Here is an 18982-nt window from a genome sequence, read left to right as displayed (position 1 = left end):
TCTGCCCCTGCCGCTCTGCTGGCGTTTGAACCAACGATAGCCGGGCCGGTTCGTCAAGTCATCGAAAAGCGACCGGTCAGGCCGATTTGTTCAGGCAGGCGATGTAGAACCCGTCCATACCGCCCAGATCAGGCCAAAAATCGGGGCGCAGGCGTAACCCGCCTTCCTCGGTCAGCCAGTCGGGCTGAACGCCGGGCACCTGCAGCGCGGCGCGGTCCACCTGCATGTCGGGATGTTGCGGCAGAGCCTCTTCGATCTGCACTTCGCCTTCGTCGGGCAGCAGCGAGCAGGTGCAATAGACCAGCCGCCCGCCGGGTTTCAGCAGGGTCCAGGCATGGGCCAGCATCCGCGCCTGCAACTCGATCAACCCGCCGAACTCGGAACCGTCTTTGGCAAAGGGCAGATCCGGGTGACGCCGGATGGTGCCGGTCGCCGAACAGGGCGCGTCCAGCAGGATCGCATCGTACTGGCCCTGATGGTCCAGCGCGTCGCCGGCGACCACCCGGGCCGACAGCCCGGTCCGTTCGAGGTTTTCCCGCACCCGCGCCAGCCGGGCCTCGGAAATGTCCAGCGCGGTGACCTCGGCCCCCGCCGCCGCCAGTTGCAGCGTCTTGCCGCCGGGCGCGGCGCACATGTCCAGAACCTGCTCGCCGGGCAGGGGCGCCAGAATCCGCGCCGGCAGGGCGGCGGCGGCATCCTGCACCCACCAGTCTCCGGCCGCATAGCCCGGCAGGGCCGAGACTTGCCCCGCATCGGCAACCCGCACCGACCCGGTCGGAAGTTCGGTGCCCATGGGGATCGCTGCGCCGGGTTTTGGCGTCAGGTCCAGCGGTGCGCCGGCGAAATGTGCCTGCTCCATGCCCTTGACCGCCTCCGCGCCCCAGGCGGCGATCAGCGGCTCGCGCAGCCAGTCCGGCAGGCGCGGCACCCGCATCTTCGGCCAGGCCTCGGGGCCTTCGGCGGCGATCTTGCGCAGAACCGCGTTGACCAGCCCCTTGAGCCGCCCGTGCTTGCGCGAGCGGCCGATGATCTCGACCATCGCGTTCACGACGCCATGCGCGGCCTCGCCATGGCACAGTTCGACCGTTCCCAGACGCAGCGCGTTTTGGACGGTCAAAGCCGGTGTGCGCCGCAGATGCCCCTCCAGCAGGCGGTCTGCGCGCTCAAGCCCGCGCAAGGTCTCCAGCGTCAGCCGCTGCGCACGCGCGCGGTCTTCGGGGGCCAGGCGATCCAGCGCCCCTGCCGCCAGGCATTCGGACAGCAGTCGCCCCTCGCCCAGGATCTGATCCAGCAGATGGATGGCGCTGCGCCGCGCCGCCGTCGGGGTGTTGGACATGAAACCGCCTTTGCAAGGTTTGCGCCCGCATTGCCATCAGCGGACGAGGGCGTATATCAAGGCCATGCACGGAAAGGAACCCGATGTCATGAGCGACGACCGCACAGACCTGCCGCCCGCCGCCCAACGCGCCTTGGCCGAGGCCGAAGAGCGCCGGGGCAAGGCCGAAGCCGAGGCCAAACCCCTGCCCAAGGAATTGGGCGGGCGCGACGGCCCCGATCCCGCGCGCTATGGCGATTGGGAGAAGAAGGGCATCGCGATCGATTTCTGACCGCTCAGACCGCCGCGCGCAGGGCCTGCAGAAAATCACCGATCAGGGCCTGCTGCTTTTTCGAATGCGCCCGGTCCCGCGGCCAGGTCAGCCAGTATCCGTCGCGGGTTTCCAGATCGGGACGCCCCAGCCGGATCAGACGGCCGGAGGCCAAATCCGCCGAGGCCAGGGCGACCGACCCCAAAGCAACCCCCAGCCCCTGCCGCGCCGCGCCAAGGGCATGTTCCATCGAATCAAAGCTCAGACCGGCGCGTGGCAGATCCGTGTCGCCCGTCTTCTGCATCCAGTCCTGCCAGCCGGGACGTTCGCCGCGCAGGTCGATCACCGGCGCGCCCCAGCTGACGCCCGGCGCCGCCATCGGCGTCAGAACCTCGGGCGCGATCAGGTCGGCGGCGCGCCCCGGCCAGTTGCCGCGACCATAGCGGAGCTGAAGCCAGGTCCGCTCGTCCTCCAGCGAGGACCGCCGCGCCACCGAATCCGTGGTGACCTGCACCTCGGGCCGCAGGGCTCGAAAGGCCCCCAGGCTGGGCAGCACGAGTGCCTGGATATGCGAAGACAGCCCGGCCACCCGCAACGCGCGCGGGGCGGTGCCGAACAGATCCTCGGTGTTGCGTTCCAACGCCCGCAGGCTGTCCTGCACCAGCGGCAGATAGCTTTCGCCCTCGACCGTCAGCGACACGCCGCGCGCTTCGCGCACGAACAGGGACCGGCCCAGCCAGGATTCCAGATTGGCGATGCGCTGGCTGACTGCCGCCTGGGTCAGGCCGAACTCGCGCGCCGCGGCCGAAAATCCGCCCAGCCGCCCAGCCGCCTCGAACACGCGCAGCCAGTCCAGCGGGGGCAGGCCGACCTTTTTCTTGCTCATTAGATTTTCCAACTCTTAGATGGAACAAGACTTAATTGTCGTAATGCCATATCCCGCGTATCTCCTCAATCAAAGCCCGCGCTGAACAGGAGAGCCCCATGCTGCGCCACGCCACCCATGACTCGGCGGTCGTTTCGGTTGAGTTCGAAGACGGCACCCGCGCCCGTTTCCACGCCATCTGGCTGCGCGACAATGCGCTGGACCCGCAGACGCGCGACCCCGGCAACGGCCAGCGTCTGATCACGATCGGCGACATTCCGGCGGGGATCGAGATCCAGGCGGCCGAGGTGGCGGGCGGCGACCTGCAGGTGACCTTCGCCCCCGAAGACAAGACCGTCACCTTCCCCGCAAACTGGTTGGCCGCGCATGTCTATGATCGGGACCAGACCCGCCAGATGGGCTGGCTGTCGCCGGGTATCACCACCTGGGACGGCGGGTTCGCGGCCCCGGCTGGCGACTGGACGCAGGTGCATGAAAACCCCGCCGCCAAGCGCGACTGGCTGGCGGCGGTCGCCGAATACGGCTTTGCCATGCTGACCGGCGGCCCGACCGAGCCCGGTTCGCTGCTGAAGGTCGCCGATCTGTTCGGGTATGTGCGCGAGACCAACTATGGCCCCTATTTCGAGGTGCGGACCGAGGTGAACCCGACCAACCTAGCCTATACCGGCCTTGGCCTGCAGGCGCACACCGACAACCCCTATCGCGACCCGGTCCCCACGCTGCAGATCCTCTATTGCCTGGAAAACAGCGCCGAGGGCGGGGAGTCGATCGTGGTCGACGGCTTTCGCGCGGCCCAGCGCCTGCGCGACGAAAACCCCGAGGGCTTTGCCCTGCTGGCCGGCTATCCCGCGCGGTTCGAATACCGCGGTTCGGACGGGGTCTGCCTGCGCGCGCGCCGCCCGATGATCGAGCTGTCGCCCGATGGCGAATTGATCGGCATCCGCTTCAACAACCGGTCCTCGGCCCCGTTCGTTGATGTGCCCTTCGACCGGATGGAGGCCTATTACGCCGCCTACCGCCGTTTGGGCGAGATCATCGACGACCCGACCTTGGGCGTGGCGTTCAAGCTGGAACCGGGCGAAAGCTTCATCGTCGACAACACCCGCGTCCTGCATGCGCGTCTGGGATATTCGGGTGCCGGGTCGCGCTGGCTGCAGGGATGCTATGCCGACAAGGACGGGCTGCTGTCGACTCTGGCCGCGATGCGGATGGCGCAACCGGAGGCGGCGGAATGAAACCCGATTTCCAGACCCTGACCCGCGACAACATCGTGGCCTTCATCGCCGATATCTTCGACCGGCGCGGAGGCGAGGAATACCTGGGCGAGCCGGTCACCATGGCCCAGCACATGCTGCAGGGCGCCACCATTGCCGAGCAGAACGGCATGCCCGAAGAGATCATCGTGGGCGCCCTGCTGCACGATATCGGGCATTTCACCTCGGAATTCGGCACCTACCACCCCGACGACACCGAGGATCGCCACCACGAGGACGCCGGCGCCGAGGTGCTGGAGCGGTTCTTTCCGTCGGTCATCACCGACTGCTGCCGCTATCACGTCGCGGCCAAACGGTACCTGTGTGCAACCAGACCCGAGTATTTCAACCGCCTATCGGCGGCCTCGGTCCATACGCTGGACCTGCAGGGCGGCCCGATGAGCGCCGAGGAAGTCGCCGCATTCGAGGCCAACCCGAACCTGAAGGAAATCATCCAGGTCCGGTATCTGGACGAGGCCGGCAAACGGCCCGACATGGACACCCCCGGCTTCGACCATTTCGCGCCGATCGTTCAGCGCATGGTCGACCGGCATCTGGGCGAGGGTTAAAGCCCCAGCACATCCACCATGTCATATTGGCCGGGGGCCTTGCCCTGTCCCCACAGCGCCGCCTTCAGCGCGCCTCGGGCAAAGATCGCCCGGTCGGTCGCCACGTGGCGCAGCACGATCCGTTCGCCCGGCGCCGCGAACAGCACGTCGTGTTCGCCAACGATGTCGCCACCGCGGATGGCGTGGAAGCCGATATGCCCCCCCTGCCGGGCGCCGGTGATCCCGTCGCGGCCCCGGTCGGCGACATCGGCCAGTTGCACGCCCCGCCCCTCGGCCGCGGCCTCGCCCAGCATCAGCGCCGTGCCCGAGGGCGCATCGACCTTGTGATGGTGATGCGCCTCGATCACCTCGATGTCGAAATCCTCGTCCAGCGCGGCGGCGACCTTCTTGGTCAGCTGCACCAGCAGGTTCACGCCCAGGCTCATGTTTCCGGCCCGCACGATCACCGCATGGCGCGCGGCAGGTTCCAGCGCGGCGATCTGTTCGTCGCTCATGCCGGTGGTGCCGATCACATGCACGCAGCGCGCCTGCGCCGCCAGCGCGGCGAACTCCAGCGTCGCCTCGGGCGCGGTGAAGTCGATCACCGCCTGGGCCTGGGCAAAAGCCTCGAGCGGATCGTCGGTGACGGTCACGCCCAGCGGCTGGCCGCCCATCGCGGTGCCCACGTCCTCGCCGATCCAGTCATGGCCCGTGCGCTCGACCGCGCCGACCAGCCGCGCCTGATCGCTGTCGGTGATGGTCTTGATCAGCATCTGCCCCATCCGGCCCGAAGCCCCGGTCACGACGATTCCCGGAATATGCGTCATTGCGCTGGTCCTTCTTCTGAAATTCGGCTCAAAGCCTCCTACCCGGTTCGGGGCCGCTTGGCAAAGCCCCGCTTTGCGCTTAGATCGGGGACATGGCTAAGAACAAATTCCACGACGGCCCCGGCCCCTCGCAACGGCAGCTTCGCGTCGGCGAACTGATCCGCCGCACCCTGTCCGAGGTGCTGGCGCGCGGCGACGTGCACGACCCCGACCTGAACCGCCTGTCGATCACCGTGGGCGAAGTGCGCACCTCGCCCGATCTCAAGATCGCCACCGCCTATGTGTTGCCGTTGGGCGGCAAGGGGCAGGACACCGTGATCGAGCTGCTGGCCCGCAACAAAGGCGAGCTGCGCCGCATGGTCGGCAAGAAGGTCGGCCTGAAATTCGCCCCCGACCTACGCTTCCGGCTGGACGAAACGTTCGACCGCATGGACGACACGCGCCGGATGTTCGAACAGGACGCCGTGCGCCGGGATCTGGACGAGTGATCCGCAGGGCGGCCGCTCTGCTCGCGCTGCTCTGGGCCGGACAGGCCGGTGCGGTGACCTGCGAGCGCGTGGCCCACGAAGACCGGCGCTATACCGTGTGCGAGGTCGACGCCACCACCGAGGACCTGCGCCTGTTCCTGTATGACGACGCGGGCCAAGTACTGGGCCATTTCTCGTCGGTGAACGAGGAACTGGCCGATGCGGGCCAACGCCTGAGCTTTGCGATGAATGCCGGCATGTATCACGAGGACCGCTCGCCCGTGGGCCACTATGTCGAAGACGGGCAGGAACTCATGCGCGTGATTCCCAACCCCGGCCCCGGCAATTTCGGCCTGCTGCCCAACGGGGTGTTCTGCATCCGCGAAGGCCGCGCCGACGTGTTCGAGACGCTGGGCTATTTGGACCGCAAACCCGAGTGCCGCTTTGCCACCCAATCCGGCCCGATGCTGGTGATCGACGGAGAATTGCATCCGCGGTTTCTCGAGGATTCGACCTCGCGCTATATCCGCAACGGGGTGGGCACCAGCGCCGATGGCAGCCGCGCGGTGTTCGTGATCTCCGAGGATTACGTCACCTTCCATGAATTCGGCCGCCTGTTCCGCGACGTGCTGAACACGCCCAACGCGCTGTTTTTCGATGGCAACATCTCGCGCATGTATGATCGGGCGGCGAACCGGTCGGACGTGGGATTTTCGCTGGGGCCGATCGTCGGCGTGGTCGAGGACATCCCGACAAATTGACAGCGCCGGACCGATCCGCTAGGTCGCGCGCCTCAGCAGAATTCTAGGTGCATCATGGGACGCAAACGCAAGGGTCGTGACATTTCCGGTTGGCTGGTGGTCGACAAGCCCGCGGGCATGACCTCGACCGCCGTGGTCAACAAGGTCCGCTGGGCGCTGGATGCCAGGAAGGCGGGCCATGCCGGCACGCTCGACCCCGAAGCCACCGGCGTTCTGGCCGTCGCTTTGGGCGAGGCCACCAAGACCGTTCCCTACATCACCGATGCGCTCAAGGCCTATACCTTTACCGTGCGTCTGGGCCAGGCCACCAATACCGACGATGCCGAGGGCGAAGTGATCGCGGAAAGCGACCTGCGCCCCACCGATGACGAGATCAAGCAGGCCCTGCTGCCCTTCGTGGGCGAGATCATGCAGGTGCCGCCCAAGTTCTCGGCGGTCAAGATCGACGGCCAGCGCGCCTACAAGCTGGCCCGCGACGGCGAGGACGTGGAACTGGCCGCCCGGCCCCTGTGGGTCGAGGAACTGGTGCTGGTCGACCGGCCCGACCCCGACCATGTCGTGCTGGAAATGACCTGCGGCAAGGGTGGCTATGTCCGCTCGATCGCCCGCGATCTGGGTGAGGTGCTGGGTTGCCATGGCCACGTCAAGGAGCTGCGCCGGATCTGGTCCGGCCCATTCGAGGCGGAGGACGGCCTGAGCATCGAGCAGATCGACGCGATGGCGAAAACCCCGGCGCTGGATGACTACCTGCGCCCGCTGGAAGAAGGGCTGGCCGACCTGCCCGAGCTGAAATGCACCCCCGAAGGCGCCACCCGCCTGCGCAACGGCAACCCCGGCATGGTTCTGGCCGGCGACGTGGAATACGGCGACGAGGCCTGGGCATCGTTCGACGGCAAGGCCGTGGCGGTGGGGGTCTACAAATCCGGTGAACTGCACCCCAGCCGGGTGTTCGCCGGTTAGGTCCCGTGCTAAGCGAAGGCGCATGATCACCCGGTCCCACACCAAGGGCGACGCGCCCTCGACAGCCGTCTATTCCGACTGCGAACGCTATCGCTACAGCCTGACCCGCATCTGGGATCCGGCCGGGCGCCGGGCGCTGTTCGTGATGCTGAATCCCTCGACCGCGACCGAGGTGCAGAATGACCCGACCGTCGAGCGTTGCGAGCGGCGCGCGCGGGCCTTGGGGTTCGGGGCATTCCAGGTGACCAACATCTTTGCCTGGCGCGACACTGACCCGCGCAAGATGCGCGCCGCGGCCGATCCGGTGGGGCCCGAGAACGACGCCGCCATCCTGGCCGGCGTGGACTGGGCCGATCAGGTGATCGCCGCCTGGGGCACGCATGGCGCGCATCTGGATCGCGGCCCGACGGTCGAGCGTCTGCTGCGCGGCACCGGCCAGCCGCTGTTCCACCTGGGGCTCAGCAAGGCAGGCCACCCCAAGCATCCGCTCTACATCGCGTATACTCAGCAACCTGAACCGTGGAACCGGTGACAAAGGGTTAACCACAGACACAGGTTGGCTTTGACCAACCCTTTGGCAGCATGGGATATTTCACACTCGGGGTGGCACGCTTTCGGAGGGTTCCCATGTTTCTGCTCGGATTGTTCGGCCTGGCCGCAATGGGCGGCGCAGCATACGCGATCAGCGACGTATTCTCGGGGGATGAGGACGAGGACAACGACGATGTCATCGAAGAAGATGCCGTCGAAGACATTCCCGAAGGAAATCTGCTTGAGATTGACGATTCTTTCGAAGAGCCGGCCGAGGCCGAGGATGCGTCCACCGGAACCATACTGTCGGACGTGGACGGAAACCTTGTCATCGCCGGCGGACCGGGCGTGGACAATCTGAGCGGGGCCGAGGGCAACGATCAGATCAACGGCTATGACGGCGATGACATTATCGATGGTGGCGCCGGAAATGATACGTTGTTCGGCGCGGACGGGGATGACACGCTAAACGGAAACACTGGCAATGATGTTCTGCACGGTGGCAACGGTCACGATGACCTCTCGGGGAATGCCGGTGACGACATATTGTACGGTCATGCCGGCGACGACCAGTTGGTTGGCGGCGAAGGCAATGACGATCTGTTCGGCGGTCAGGGCAACGATGACCTTGCCGGCGGTGAGGGCGAAGACGCGCTGCAAGGCGGCGACGGCGAAGACATGCTCGCCGGCGGCGCAAGGGCAGACAGACTGTTCGGCGGTGAGGGCGACGACACTCTGACCGGACGCGACGATGGCGAAACGCCCGCCAGCGATTTTCTGAACGGCGGCGCAGGGGACGACACGATCCTGGCAGGCGTCGGAGATGTCGTCACCGGCGGTCAGGGAGCGGACCAGATCGCCATCGATGGAACGGGCACCGGGAAGGAAGTCAGCATCGTGGATTTCACCCCCGGAGAAGACAAGCTTCTGATCGAATGGAACGGCCCTGACGCGCCCGAAATCGGGATCGAACAAGACGCGGACAACGCCGTTCTGACGCGCGTTCTGGTCAACGGGCGTGAGGTGGCCTATCTGTTCGGCGCCCAAGGTCTTGGGCCCGAGGACATCCAACTGACTCCGGGTCTGGACCCGACCCTGACCAGCCCCACGGGCTGAGATACGCAGAATCCCTTTGCCATTTATTCCGATTGCGCCTATACGCGCCCATCCGCATCGGAATCGGTGCGGTTTTCTCCATGGGCCTGTGCTGGACGACATCCCGGCCTGCGCCATCAACTCTAACCTTCGAAGGAGACCCCGATGTCGATCACTGCTGAAGAAAAAGCACGCGTCATGAAAGAATTCGCAACCAAGGACGGCGACACCGGTTCGCCGGAAGTCCAGGTTGCCATCCTGACCTCGCGCATCAACACCCTGACCGAGCACTTCAAGACCCACAAGAAAGACAACCACGGCCGCCGTGGTCTGCTGAAGATGGTCGCCCAGCGCCGCAAGCTGCTGGATTACCTGAAGGGCAAGGAAGAAGCGCGCTATCAGGACCTGATCAAAAAGCTGGGCATCCGCCGCTAAGCGCGGACTACACCGCTTTCAAGTTCGAGACGCCCGCCATTTGGCGGGCGTTTTTTGTCAGAGGAGCGTGATGTTCAGTCCAGCGTGTTCTTGTAGACCACACCGTCTTTCATGATCAGGTCGAAGTACTCGCCCGGATTCCCAACCAACTCAAGGTTTTCAAGCGGATTACCGTCGACGAGGATCAGGTCGGCATAGGCACCCTCTTTGATGACCCCCAGCGGGCCGTCTTGATACGGGTGCCGGGGGCCGCTCAGTTCCAGCAACCGGGCGTTTTCAGAAGTGGCGATTTTCAACACTTCATAGGGGGTGAACCATTCGCCCAATCGCACCAGATAAAGGCTTTGTTGATACGCCTTGGAGGCGTCCAGAAGCTGGTCGGTCCCAAAGGCCAGGTTCACCCCCACCTCTTTGGCCATCGGGTACAGGTTCGCAACGGCATCTGTGACCTGCTTGTATTTTGCCGCGCTGATCGGGCTGTCCCAGACCATGTCCTCTTCTTTCATGGTCTGGGGGCTTAGCCATGCCCCTTTTTCTTTCATGAGCTCAAGCGTTTCACGAGACGCGAAGAAACCATGCTCGATGCTCATGACGCCGGCTTCGACTGAGGTGCGAATCCCGCGGTCCGTCATTACATGGGCCAGTACGTAAGTATTGAAGTTCGCAGCTTCTTCGACGACCGCTTCGATCTCATCAACAGAGTATTCGCTCACATCCAGCGGATCATACTGTGAGGATACGCCACCGCCTGTGGTTATTTTGACTTGGGAGGCACCGTACTTGAGAATCTCGCGGGTCCTTTTGCGAACCTCGGGGACCCCATCGGCCACCATCGCCATCATGTTCTTTTCCCAATAACTCAACTCGGAAGTCGAGTTTCTTGGGTTCTCCAACAAACTGTGGAAATCGGCATGACCCGATGTTTGGCTCATGAACGGCCCCGAAGGCAGAATGCGGTGCCCGGGGTATTCGCCGGAATCGATCAGTCTCTTGATTGCAAATGGATTGCCGCCGGGATCGCGCACTGTTGTGAAGCCGCGCATCAGGGTTTCCTTTGCCCCTGTCATCGAACGAATGGCCACTTCCGACATATCGCCTTGATTGAAGATCAAGACGGTTGCCGGGGTATACGCATATGTCGTGTGCCAGTGTACATCGATCAGGCCGGGGATCAGGGTGCGACCGGCGCCATCGATCACTGTAGCGTCTTCAGCCGAAATCGGTTCGGTGGAAACGCGGGTAATCAGGTTGCCCTCGATCAGCACACTTGCGTTTTCTATGCGGGCTTCGTTCACCCCATCAAATACATGCACGTTGGCAATCAGGGTTCGGGCAACATCGTTCTGCGCAGCCACAGACGTGGCGCCCATTGCGAGAAATCCCAATATCAAAGTCAAATAACGCATAGTATCCTCCCAAGAATTTTCTGAGAGGATACTCAGGCCACCAAATCGCTCAAAGAGATTTTTGGGCTTAGAGCGCGCTTCTCTGGTTGCGCCAAGGGTTCGCTGAAAGGAAGTGCGATGATATCTCTGTTTCTCAATGCCTACCGTCTGCTGAAGGCGATCGTCCGATCGTGGGATGATCCGAATTTTCGGGGTGGTTTGCTGCTATGTATTCTTATTCTGCTGTCCGGCACGTTGTTCTACAGCAGCGTCGAGGGCTGGCATTGGGTGGACGCGCTGTATTTCAGCGCAACCACACTATCGACGGTCGGGTTCGGCGATCTGTCCCCGGCGACCAAGATCGGCAAGGTCTTCACCGTGATCTACATTTTCGTCGGGGTCGGCGTGTTCATCGCAATGTTCATTCAATTTGCGAAGGCTTTGTTGCGAGATCCTGAATAGAGACTTCCGACCCGGGTCAAACCTTCGGAACTTACAGCTGGGTCCGGTTAAAGCGAAAAAACACCCGCCAATTGGCGGGCGTTCATAGGCCGTCGAGGGCGGCTCAGATCTTGGCGCGCTCAGACTTCAGCGCCAGCCACAGACAGTAGCACATGATCAGCACCACAAGCGTGAACGGGATGCCGGTTGACACCGCCGCCCCTTGCAGCGCGGCAAGCCCGCCACCCAGCAGCAGCGCGATCGCGACCAGACCTTCCAGCGTGCACCAGAACACACGCTGCACCACCGGGGCGTCCATCTTGCCGCCGGCGGTGATCGTATCGATCACCAGAGACCCCGAGTCGGACGAGGTGACAAAGAAGACCACGATCAGAATCAGCGCGATCGGAGCCACGATGCCGTAGAGCGGAAGCTCTTTCAGGAAGCCGAACAGCGCGCCTTCGGGGGCATAGCTGTCGATCACCGTGGCCTTGACGCCCTCGGCGCCGCCGACGTTCAGCATATCGATGGCCGCGCCACCAAAGGTGGACATCCACAGCGCACAGACCGCCGTCGGCGCCAGCAGCGCACAGATCACGAATTCACGCACCGTGCGCCCCTTGGAGATGCGGGCGATGAACATGCCCACGAAAGGCGACCATGCGATCCACCAGGCCCAGTAGAAGGTTGTCCAACCGTGGAAGAAGCTGGTGTCTTCGCGACCGAACGGGTTCGACAAAGCCGGCAGCAGCCTGACGTAATCGGTCATCACGCTGAAATAGCGCGAGATCGCCGTGCCGATCCCGGTCACTGCGATCACGAACAGGAACAGGCCCACGGCCATGATCATGTTGATCTCGCTGAGCCGCTTCACACCCGCATCCATGCCCATCAGCACCGAGCCCAGCGCGATCATCGTGATGCCGATGATCAGCAGGACGACGACGGTTGGGCTGGGTTCGATGCCGAACACCTCGTAGAGACCGGCGGCAACCTGTTGCGCGCCCAGCCCCAGCGATGTGGTCAGGCCGAACAGGGTGGCAAACACCGCCAGCGTGTCGATCGCATGGCCCCACCAGCCCCAGACACGCTCGCCCAGCAACGGGTAGAAGGCCGAGCGCAGGGTCAGCGGCAGACCGAGATTGTAGCTGAAGATCGCAAGGCTCAGGCCCACGGCGGCGTAGACCGCCCAGCCCTCCAGCCCCCAGTGGTGGATGGTACCGACAACACCAATGTATTCATTGCCCGGCACCGCGATGTCGATGCCCAAAGGACGGGCGCCGCCATCCTCGGCGAAATTGTAGTAGACAGGCTCTAACACGCCGAAAAACAGCAATCCGATGCCGATCCCGGCCGCGAACATCATCGCAATCCAGCCGGCGTAGGAGTAATCGGGCTTGGCGTCTTTGCCGCCGATGCGCACCTTGCCCACCGGCAGAACGATCAGGGCCAGGCAGAACAGCGTGATTGCATCCACGGACAGGACGAGGAACCAGTCGAAGGTGCTGGTCAGCCACGGCCGCAGCCAACCGAAGAACGTTGCTGCGGCCTCTTGATTGGCCAGAGCGATCAGCACGAAGGCAAAGATCAGGATGCTTGAGATAAGAAAAACCGGGTTGTGAATATCCAGCCCGAATGGGCGAACATTGTCCTGCCCCAGCTCGTATTCCGTTTCGAAATCATAGATCCGCGGATCCGGATCCAGCATTTTCTTGGTCTGAGACATGTGGCCGTCCCTTTCGTTCGCGCGAAATGCAAACGCCAAGGTATTCGGCCTTCGGACGACAGTGAGTAGTCTTACCCCCTTGGCGCCTTTTCGTCGTCTGGACCGCGGGTTCCGTGGTAAGAGGCTACACTGCAATCACTTTTTCACAAAATGCATTCGCCTACGAGAATATGTCTGCGCGTGGCCAGCGATAGCCTCACCGAGGTCGAGCGGACGGGGTCGCATATGTTCCGCGGCCTTACACCGCCGCTGCGGCCCAAAATCTCTCACCAGCCTCGGCCGCGCCGATTTCCGATCTGCATATCCTCGATGACGAGCGATGGTCCTGTTTGCGAGCGGGTGCACGCCAGATGCTATGCGGGCTTACGCATCGGAACGTTCGCGGTGTCGGCTGACGGAACGGCGAACCACGACAGATGCAGGACCGTGTGCCTTCTGCGGCCTTATCCCTTTCAATCCGACGCAATCTCATGTATGCGCGCGGTATCTGAGACGTTGTGCCCTGACCCCGGCACTCGAATGGAAGATAAATTGGGGTCGGCGGCAATGGGGCCGCCACGCAAAACGGGAGACCCGCAGGGGCGGGAGTGCTCCCATCTAGGATACGCATATGTTTGATGTAACGAAGAAATCGATGCAGTGGGGCGAGGAAACGCTCACACTGGAAACCGGCAAGGTTGCCCGTCAGGCTGACGGCAGCGTGATTGCCACGCTGGGCGAAACCAGCGTCATGGCCAACGTGACCTTTGCCCGGGAACAGAAGCCCGGTCAGGACTTTTTCCCGCTGACCGTGCACTATCAGGAAAAATACTATGCCGCCGGCAAGGTGCCGGGTGGCTTCTTCAAGCGCGAGGCCCGTCCGACCGAGAAAGAGACGCTGACCGCGCGCCTGATCGACCGTCCGATCCGTCCGCTGTTCGTTGACGGGTTCAAGAACGAAGTTCTGGTGATGTGCACCGTGCTGAGCCATGACCTGGTCAACGACCCCGACATCGTGGCGATGATCGCCGCATCGGCGGCCCTGACCATCTCGGGCGCGCCCTTCCGCGGCCCGATCGCCGGTGCCCGCGTCGGTTTCGTGGATGGCGAGTACGTCCTGAACCCGACCGTTGACGACATGCAGGACCTGCGCCTGAATCCTGAACAGCGTCTGGATCTGGTTGTTGCCGGCACCAAAGACGCCGTGATGATGGTGGAGTCGGAAGCCTACGAGCTGACTGAAGCCGAGATGCTGGGCGCCGTGACCTTCGCGCACGAACAGATCCAGCCGGTGATCGACCTGATCATCTCGCTGGCCGAAGACGCCGCGAAAGAGCCCTTTGCGTTCGAAGCCCCCGACTACTCGGAGCTGTACGCTGCCGTGAAAGCTGCCGGTGAAGAGCAGATGCGTGCCGCATTCGCAATCACCGACAAGCAAGAGCGCACCGCAGCCGTCGCTGCCGCGCGCGAGGCCATCAAGGCCGCTCTGACCGAAGAGCAGCTTGAGGACTCGAACCTGGGTTCGGCGATGAAAAAGCTCGAAGCCAGCATCCTGCGCGGCGACGTGGTGAAGGGCGGCAAGCGGATTGACGGTCGTTCGACCACCGACGTGCGCCCGATCGTGGCCGAAACCGGCCTGCTGCCGCGGACCCATGGTTCGGCCCTGTTCACCCGAGGTGAAACCCAGGCGCTGGCCGTGACCACGCTGGGCACTGGTGACGACGAGCAATTCATCGACGCGCTGCACGGCAACTTCAAATCGAACTTCCTGCTGCACTACAACTTCCCGCCCTACTCGGTCGGTGAAGTGGGCCGCGTCGGTTCGCCCGGTCGCCGCGAAATCGGCCACGGCAAACTGGCATGGCGCGCCCTGCAGGCGGTTCTGCCGGCTCCGACCGATTTCCCCTACACCATCCGCGTGGTGTCCGAGATCACCGAGTCGAACGGGTCGTCCTCGATGGCATCGGTCTGCGGCGGTTCGCTGTCGATGATGGATGCGGGCGTTCCGCTCAAGGCTCCGGTGGCCGGTGTGGCCATGGGTCTGATCCTGGAAGACGACGGCGACTATGCCGTTCTGACCGACATCCTGGGTGACGAAGACCACCTGGGCGACATGGACTTCAAGGTTGCGGGTACCGAAAACGGCATCACCTCGCTGCAGATGGACATCAAGGTCGCGGGCATCACGCCCGAGATCATGGAAAAAGCCCTGGCTCAGGCCAAGGACGGCCGTCTGCACATCCTGAACGAGATGAGCAAGGCGCTGAGCGAGACTGCCGAGTTCTCGATCCACGCACCGCGCATCGAGACCATGCAGATTCCGACCGACAAGATCCGCGAAGTGATCGGCTCGGGCGGCAAGGTGATCCGCGAGATCGTGGAAACCAGCGGCGCCAAGGTCGACATCAACGATGACGGCATCATCAAGATCGCATCGCCCGATGGTGAGTCGATCAAGAAAGCCTACGAGATGATCCACTCGATCGTGGCTGAGCCGGAAGAAGGTCAGATCTATACCGGCAAGGTCGTGAAAATCGTCGATTTCGGCGCCTTCGTGAACTTCTTCGGCAAGCGTGACGGTCTGGTCCACGTGTCTCAGATCGAAAACCGCCGCCTGAACCACCCTTCGGACGTTCTGAAGGAAGGCCAGGAAGTGAAGGTCAAACTTCTGGGCTTCGACGATCGCGGCAAGGTCCGCCTGTCGATGAAATGCGTCGATCAGGAAACCGGCGAAGAGATCGTGCCCGAGAAGAAAGAAAAGAAAGAGGAAGGCGCGGAATAACCCGCCCTACCCTTTGCGCAGTCCAAGACCCCGGTTCCGGCCGGGGTCTTTTTTGTTTTATCGGGGCCTTTCCCGGGCGGCGCCCCTGTTCTATGCACGACACCATGCGATCCTTCGTCATCCATATGTCCTCCAGCACCGCGCGCCGACCCAATGCCGAGCAGCTCTGCGCCGACCTGCCCAATGCCGAACTGATCGAAGCGGTCAACGGGCGCGATCCGGCGCAGATTGCTGGGGTCACGCCGCACCCGGGCAACCTGCATCGCCCACGCTACCCGTTCACCCTGCGCCCGGCCGAGATCGGCGTCTTCGAAAGCCACCGCCGGATCTGGCGCAAGATGGTCGACGAGGGGATCGACCTGGCCATCACGGCCGAAGATGATCTGCGCGTCGATCCTGACCGGATGTCGGCGGCGCTGGATCTGCTACGCCCGATCGCGACCCCTGACCATTTTATCCGCATCCCGGTCAAGCAGCGCGAAACCGCAGCCCAGACCCTCGCTGAGCATGACGGCCTTCGTCTGATCCTGCCCAAGGTCATCGGGCTGCAATGCGTCTGCCAGGTGGTGGGCCGAAAAGCGGCGGAACGTCTGCTGGCGGCCACCGACCACATTGACCGCCCGGTGGACACGTTCCTACAGATGCACTGGATCACGGGCCAGCGCGTCCACGCGCTGCAGGGCAGCGGCAACCAGGAAGTGGCAAGTGAAATCGGTGGCTCGACGATCCAGACGAAACCGCCGTTGACCGATAAGCTGACCCGCGAGTTCAAGCGCGCCGCCTATCGCGCGCAACTGCACCTGCATCCGCAGCGCCCCGACTAGTCGGGCACCGCATCGCCCAGTTCCTCGACCAGGAAATCCATCGCCCGGCGCACCCGCAGCGGCAGATGACGACGTTCAGGATAGACGATCCAACTCGCGCGGCTTGGGTCTTCGAACCCCTGCAAAATCGGCTCCAGCTCAGGGTGGCGTTTCGCGCCCAGAAAAATCTCGGGCGCGTACATGACCCCCAGACCTTGCCGCGCGGCTGAAAGAATGGCGTGCGGATTGTTGGCCTGCCACCGGCCATGCACCCGAACCTCGATCGGGTCGCCCGAGCCGGGGTCGCGGAATACCCACCGGTCATTGTTGGTGATCAGGCACTGATGATGCCGCAGGTCGGCCGGATGGGTCGGCCTTTCGTGCCGGTTGAGATAGCCGCGCGCGGCCACGCAGACCATTCGTCGGGTTGCCAGACGTCGCGCGATCAGCCCGCTTTCGGTCAGCGTGCCATAGCGGATTGCAAAGTCGAAGCCTTCCTCGGTCAGGTTCAGGAGGCGCGAATTGAAGTCGATGGTGACCGAGAGCTTTGGGTGCAGGCTTGCGAACCGCGCCAATGCCGGTGCCACGAACTGTTCTGCAAATGGCCCGGCGGCCGACACGCGAATGCGCCCCGCGATCTGGGCCCGATCCCCTGCCGCCGACTGGTTCGCCTCTTCCAGACCCGCCACAAGCCCGGCCACCCGCGCGTGATAGTCGCGCCCGGCATCGGTCATGCGCACCACGCGGGTCGAACGCGCCAAAAGCTTGACGCCCAGACGGTCCTCAAGCCGGGCGACCTGACGCGAGACATGACTGGCCGAAACCCCAAGCCGCCGGGCCGCAGCAGTGAAGCCTCCCGTCTCGACCACCATTAGGAATTCTTCCAGCCCGTCCCACAGCGCCATCTCGCAGCCTCATTATTACATGTCAGCAATAATGCTTTGCCAAATCCGACACTAATCAACAAGCGGCAACAGACATATATCCCGATCACACAAGACACGGGCCGGGTGAACCGGCCGAACGAGGAGAAAACACATGGCTTCGACTGCAAAGAAAATTCTGGTCGTCCTGACATCGCATGACCAGCTGGGCGACACCGGAGAAAAGACCGGGTTCTGGCTCGAGGAGCTGGCTGCTCCGTATTATGTGTTCAAGGATGCCGGGGCCGAATTGACGCTGGCCTCGCCCAAAGGTGGCCAGCCGCCGCTGGACCCCAAAAGCAGCGCACCCGACAGCCAGACCGACGACACCCGCCGGTTCGAGGCCGACCCCGAAGCGACGGCGGCGTTGGCCAACACGGTCAAACTGTCCGAGGTGAACGCCCAGGACTATGACGCGATCTTTTATCCCGGTGGGCACGGGCCGCTGTGGGACCTTGTGTCGGATGAGAAATCGATTGATCTGATCGAGACGTTCTGGTCAGCGGGGAAACCGGTCAGCGCCGTGTGTCACGCCCCGATCGTTCTGGCGCACACCAAGGCCGCGGACGGGTCGCCGCTGGTCAAGGGTCGTACCGTCACCGGCTTCACGAATGAAGAAGAAGACGCCGTCGGCCTGACCGAAATCGTGCCCTTGCTGGTCGAGGATACGATGAAGGACCGGGGTGCGCAGTTCAGCAAGGTGGACCCGTTCCAACCTCACGCCGTGCAGGACGGCAAACTGATTACCGGGCAGAACCCGGCGTCGTCCGCTGCGGTTGCAAGGAAAGTGCTTGAGGCGCTTGAGGCCTGAGGACGTTCAATGCGGTACGGGGCGGGACATGATGTGCCCCACCCCTTTTTATGTCAGCTCGGCGCCTTGGTCTTGCGCAGATAGGGGAAGATCGTCTCGAACTCGCCGAACTTCTCCTTGGCTTCGTCATTCGAAACCGACGGCGGGATGATCACGTCTTCGCCCGGCACCCAGTTGGCCGGAGTGGCCACGCCCTTGGCGCTCATCTGCAGGCCGTCCAGCGCGCGCAGAATCTCGGCGAAATTCCGGCCCACGGTCATCGGATAGGTCATCGACAGTTTCAGTTGCTTGTCCGGCCCGATGATGAAGACCGAGCGCACCGTGGCGCTGTCCGCCGGGGTTCGGCCGTCGGGCAGATATGCCTCGGCGGGCAGCATGTCGAAGGCCTTGGACACTGCCAGTCCGTCATCGGCGATGATCGGAAAGCCGGGGTTGGCCTTGCCATAGGCCTCGATGTCTTTCTTCCACTTCTTATGGTCCTCGACCCCATCGACCGAAACACCGATCACCTTGGTGTTGCGCTTGGCCCATTCGTCGTTCAACTGCGCCACGGCCGAGAACTCGGTGGTGCAGACCGGAGTGAAATCCTTGGGGTGCGAGAACAGGATCGCCCAGCTGTCGCCGATCCAGTCGTGGAACTGGATGGTGCCCTGGTCCGTTTCAGCTGTGAAATTGGGGACGGTATCGTTGATGCGCAAACCCATGATGCATCTCCTTTCCTGTGAAAACCCGAGTCGGTTGGTGCAAACCTAATCACTTTGCCCTCAGGTTAAACCATTGATG

The 18982-nt window shown here is 63.3% G+C and carries 20 protein-coding genes; 13 read left to right on the top strand and 7 right to left on the bottom strand.

The features are described from left to right. Window positions 1–76 precede the first annotated feature (76 nt). Window positions 77–1336 (bottom strand): RsmB/NOP family class I SAM-dependent RNA methyltransferase, encoded by a 1260-nt coding sequence (locus tag ACR0MM_RS11535; protein WP_480696249.1) that lies wholly within the window; start codon window positions 1334–1336, stop codon window positions 77–79. Between the two features lie 88 nt (window positions 1337–1424). Here ACR0MM_RS11535 and ACR0MM_RS11530 point away from each other — a divergent pair, with 88 nt between their 5' ends. After that, complete coding sequence (locus ACR0MM_RS11530) at window positions 1425–1607, top strand: DUF1674 domain-containing protein (protein WP_480696247.1); 183 nt, start codon at window positions 1425–1427, stop codon at window positions 1605–1607. Window positions 1608–1611: 4 nt separating this feature from the next. Here ACR0MM_RS11530 and ACR0MM_RS11525 read toward each other — a convergent pair whose 3' ends face one another. Then, complete coding sequence (locus ACR0MM_RS11525) at window positions 1612–2472, bottom strand: LysR family transcriptional regulator (protein ID WP_480696245.1); 861 nt, start codon at window positions 2470–2472, stop codon at window positions 1612–1614. A gap of 98 nt (window positions 2473–2570) precedes the next feature. Here ACR0MM_RS11525 and tmpA point away from each other — a divergent pair, with 98 nt between their 5' ends. Both tmpA and tmpB read left to right on the top strand, forming a co-directional pair. Continuing rightward, window positions 2571–3707, top strand: a complete 1137-nt coding sequence (gene tmpA, locus ACR0MM_RS11520) for a 2-trimethylaminoethylphosphonate dioxygenase (RefSeq protein ID WP_480696243.1) — start codon at window positions 2571–2573, stop codon at window positions 3705–3707. Then, a complete protein-coding gene (tmpB, locus tag ACR0MM_RS11515) occupies window positions 3704–4294 on the top strand; it encodes a (R)-1-hydroxy-2-trimethylaminoethylphosphonate oxygenase (protein ID WP_480696241.1) in 591 nt (196 codons plus the stop codon). The genes tmpA and tmpB overlap by 4 nt, the downstream gene beginning before the upstream one ends. Here the strand turns inward: tmpB and dapB are convergent. After that, a complete protein-coding gene (dapB, locus tag ACR0MM_RS11510; protein WP_480696239.1) occupies window positions 4291–5100 on the bottom strand; it encodes a 4-hydroxy-tetrahydrodipicolinate reductase in 810 nt (269 codons plus the stop codon). The two genes, tmpB and dapB, sit on opposite strands and share 4 nt — an antisense overlap. Window positions 5101–5192: 92 nt before the next feature. On the opposite strand from dapB, the gene rbfA reads away from it, so the two are divergent. The 6 genes from rbfA (at window position 5193) to rpsO (ending at window position 9349) form a co-directional block, all read left to right on the top strand. Continuing rightward, window positions 5193–5588 (top strand): 30S ribosome-binding factor RbfA, encoded by a 396-nt coding sequence (rbfA, locus tag ACR0MM_RS11505; RefSeq protein ID WP_093964142.1) that lies wholly within the window; start codon window positions 5193–5195, stop codon window positions 5586–5588. After that, window positions 5585–6328, top strand: a complete 744-nt coding sequence (locus ACR0MM_RS11500) for a phosphodiester glycosidase family protein (protein ID WP_170342004.1) — start codon at window positions 5585–5587, stop codon at window positions 6326–6328. The genes rbfA and ACR0MM_RS11500 overlap by 4 nt, the downstream gene beginning before the upstream one ends. Before the next feature lie 54 nt (window positions 6329–6382). After that, window positions 6383–7288, top strand: coding sequence for a tRNA pseudouridine(55) synthase TruB (truB, locus tag ACR0MM_RS11495; RefSeq protein WP_170370249.1), 906 nt, complete (start codon window positions 6383–6385; stop codon window positions 7286–7288). A gap of 22 nt (window positions 7289–7310) precedes the next feature. Then, window positions 7311–7820 carry a DUF1643 domain-containing protein gene (locus ACR0MM_RS11490; protein ID WP_170364136.1) on the top strand — a complete coding sequence of 170 codons (510 nt, stop codon included), beginning with the start codon at window positions 7311–7313 and terminating at the stop codon, window positions 7818–7820. A gap of 95 nt (window positions 7821–7915) precedes the next feature. Further along, complete coding sequence (locus tag ACR0MM_RS11485) at window positions 7916–8935, top strand: calcium-binding protein (RefSeq protein WP_170370250.1); 1020 nt, start codon at window positions 7916–7918, stop codon at window positions 8933–8935. Window positions 8936–9079: 144 nt separating this feature from the next. Further along, a complete protein-coding gene (rpsO, locus tag ACR0MM_RS11480) occupies window positions 9080–9349 on the top strand; it encodes a 30S ribosomal protein S15 (RefSeq protein ID WP_005980247.1) in 270 nt (89 codons plus the stop codon). 74 nt (window positions 9350–9423) lie between these two features. Here the strand turns inward: rpsO and ACR0MM_RS11475 are convergent, their stop codons facing one another. Next, window positions 9424–10755: a metal-dependent hydrolase family protein gene (locus ACR0MM_RS11475; RefSeq protein WP_480696236.1), complete on the bottom strand. Its 1332-nt coding sequence runs from the start codon at window positions 10753–10755 to the stop codon at window positions 9424–9426. A 117-nt stretch (window positions 10756–10872) separates the two neighbouring features. Here ACR0MM_RS11475 and ACR0MM_RS11470 point away from each other — a divergent pair, with 117 nt between their 5' ends. Further along, window positions 10873–11196, top strand: a complete 324-nt coding sequence (locus ACR0MM_RS11470) for a potassium channel family protein (RefSeq protein ID WP_480696234.1) — start codon at window positions 10873–10875, stop codon at window positions 11194–11196. Between the two features lie 103 nt (window positions 11197–11299). On the opposite strand, the gene ACR0MM_RS11465 is transcribed toward ACR0MM_RS11470, so the two are convergent. After that, window positions 11300–12901, bottom strand: a complete 1602-nt coding sequence (locus tag ACR0MM_RS11465; protein WP_170341096.1) for a BCCT family transporter — start codon at window positions 12899–12901, stop codon at window positions 11300–11302. 610 nt (window positions 12902–13511) lie between these two features. Here ACR0MM_RS11465 and pnp point away from each other — a divergent pair. Beyond that, window positions 13512–15662 carry a polyribonucleotide nucleotidyltransferase gene (pnp, locus tag ACR0MM_RS11460; protein ID WP_170341993.1) on the top strand — a complete coding sequence of 717 codons (2151 nt, stop codon included), beginning with the start codon at window positions 13512–13514 and terminating at the stop codon, window positions 15660–15662. 92 nt (window positions 15663–15754) lie between these two features. Then, window positions 15755–16486, top strand: coding sequence for a glycosyltransferase family 25 protein (locus ACR0MM_RS11455; protein ID WP_480696232.1), 732 nt, complete (start codon window positions 15755–15757; stop codon window positions 16484–16486). Here the strand turns inward: ACR0MM_RS11455 and ACR0MM_RS11450 are convergent. Further along, window positions 16483–17370 (bottom strand): LysR family transcriptional regulator, encoded by an 888-nt coding sequence (locus ACR0MM_RS11450; protein WP_480696230.1) that lies wholly within the window; start codon window positions 17368–17370, stop codon window positions 16483–16485. The genes ACR0MM_RS11455 and ACR0MM_RS11450 overlap by 4 nt on opposite strands. A gap of 133 nt (window positions 17371–17503) precedes the next feature. Between ACR0MM_RS11450 and ACR0MM_RS11445 the strand changes: the two genes are divergently transcribed. Then, complete coding sequence (locus ACR0MM_RS11445) at window positions 17504–18199, top strand: type 1 glutamine amidotransferase domain-containing protein (protein ID WP_480696228.1); 696 nt, start codon at window positions 17504–17506, stop codon at window positions 18197–18199. 53 nt (window positions 18200–18252) lie between these two features. On the opposite strand, the gene ACR0MM_RS11440 is transcribed toward ACR0MM_RS11445, so the two are convergent. Next, window positions 18253–18903, bottom strand: a complete 651-nt coding sequence (locus ACR0MM_RS11440; protein ID WP_093964131.1) for a peroxiredoxin — start codon at window positions 18901–18903, stop codon at window positions 18253–18255. Window positions 18904–18982 lie beyond the last annotated feature (79 nt).

The sequence above is a fragment of the Ruegeria sp. BC6 genome (assembly GCF_056539185.1).
Note: the sequence above shows the minus strand (reverse complement) of the source record. Positions and strands in the feature narration are given on the sequence as shown.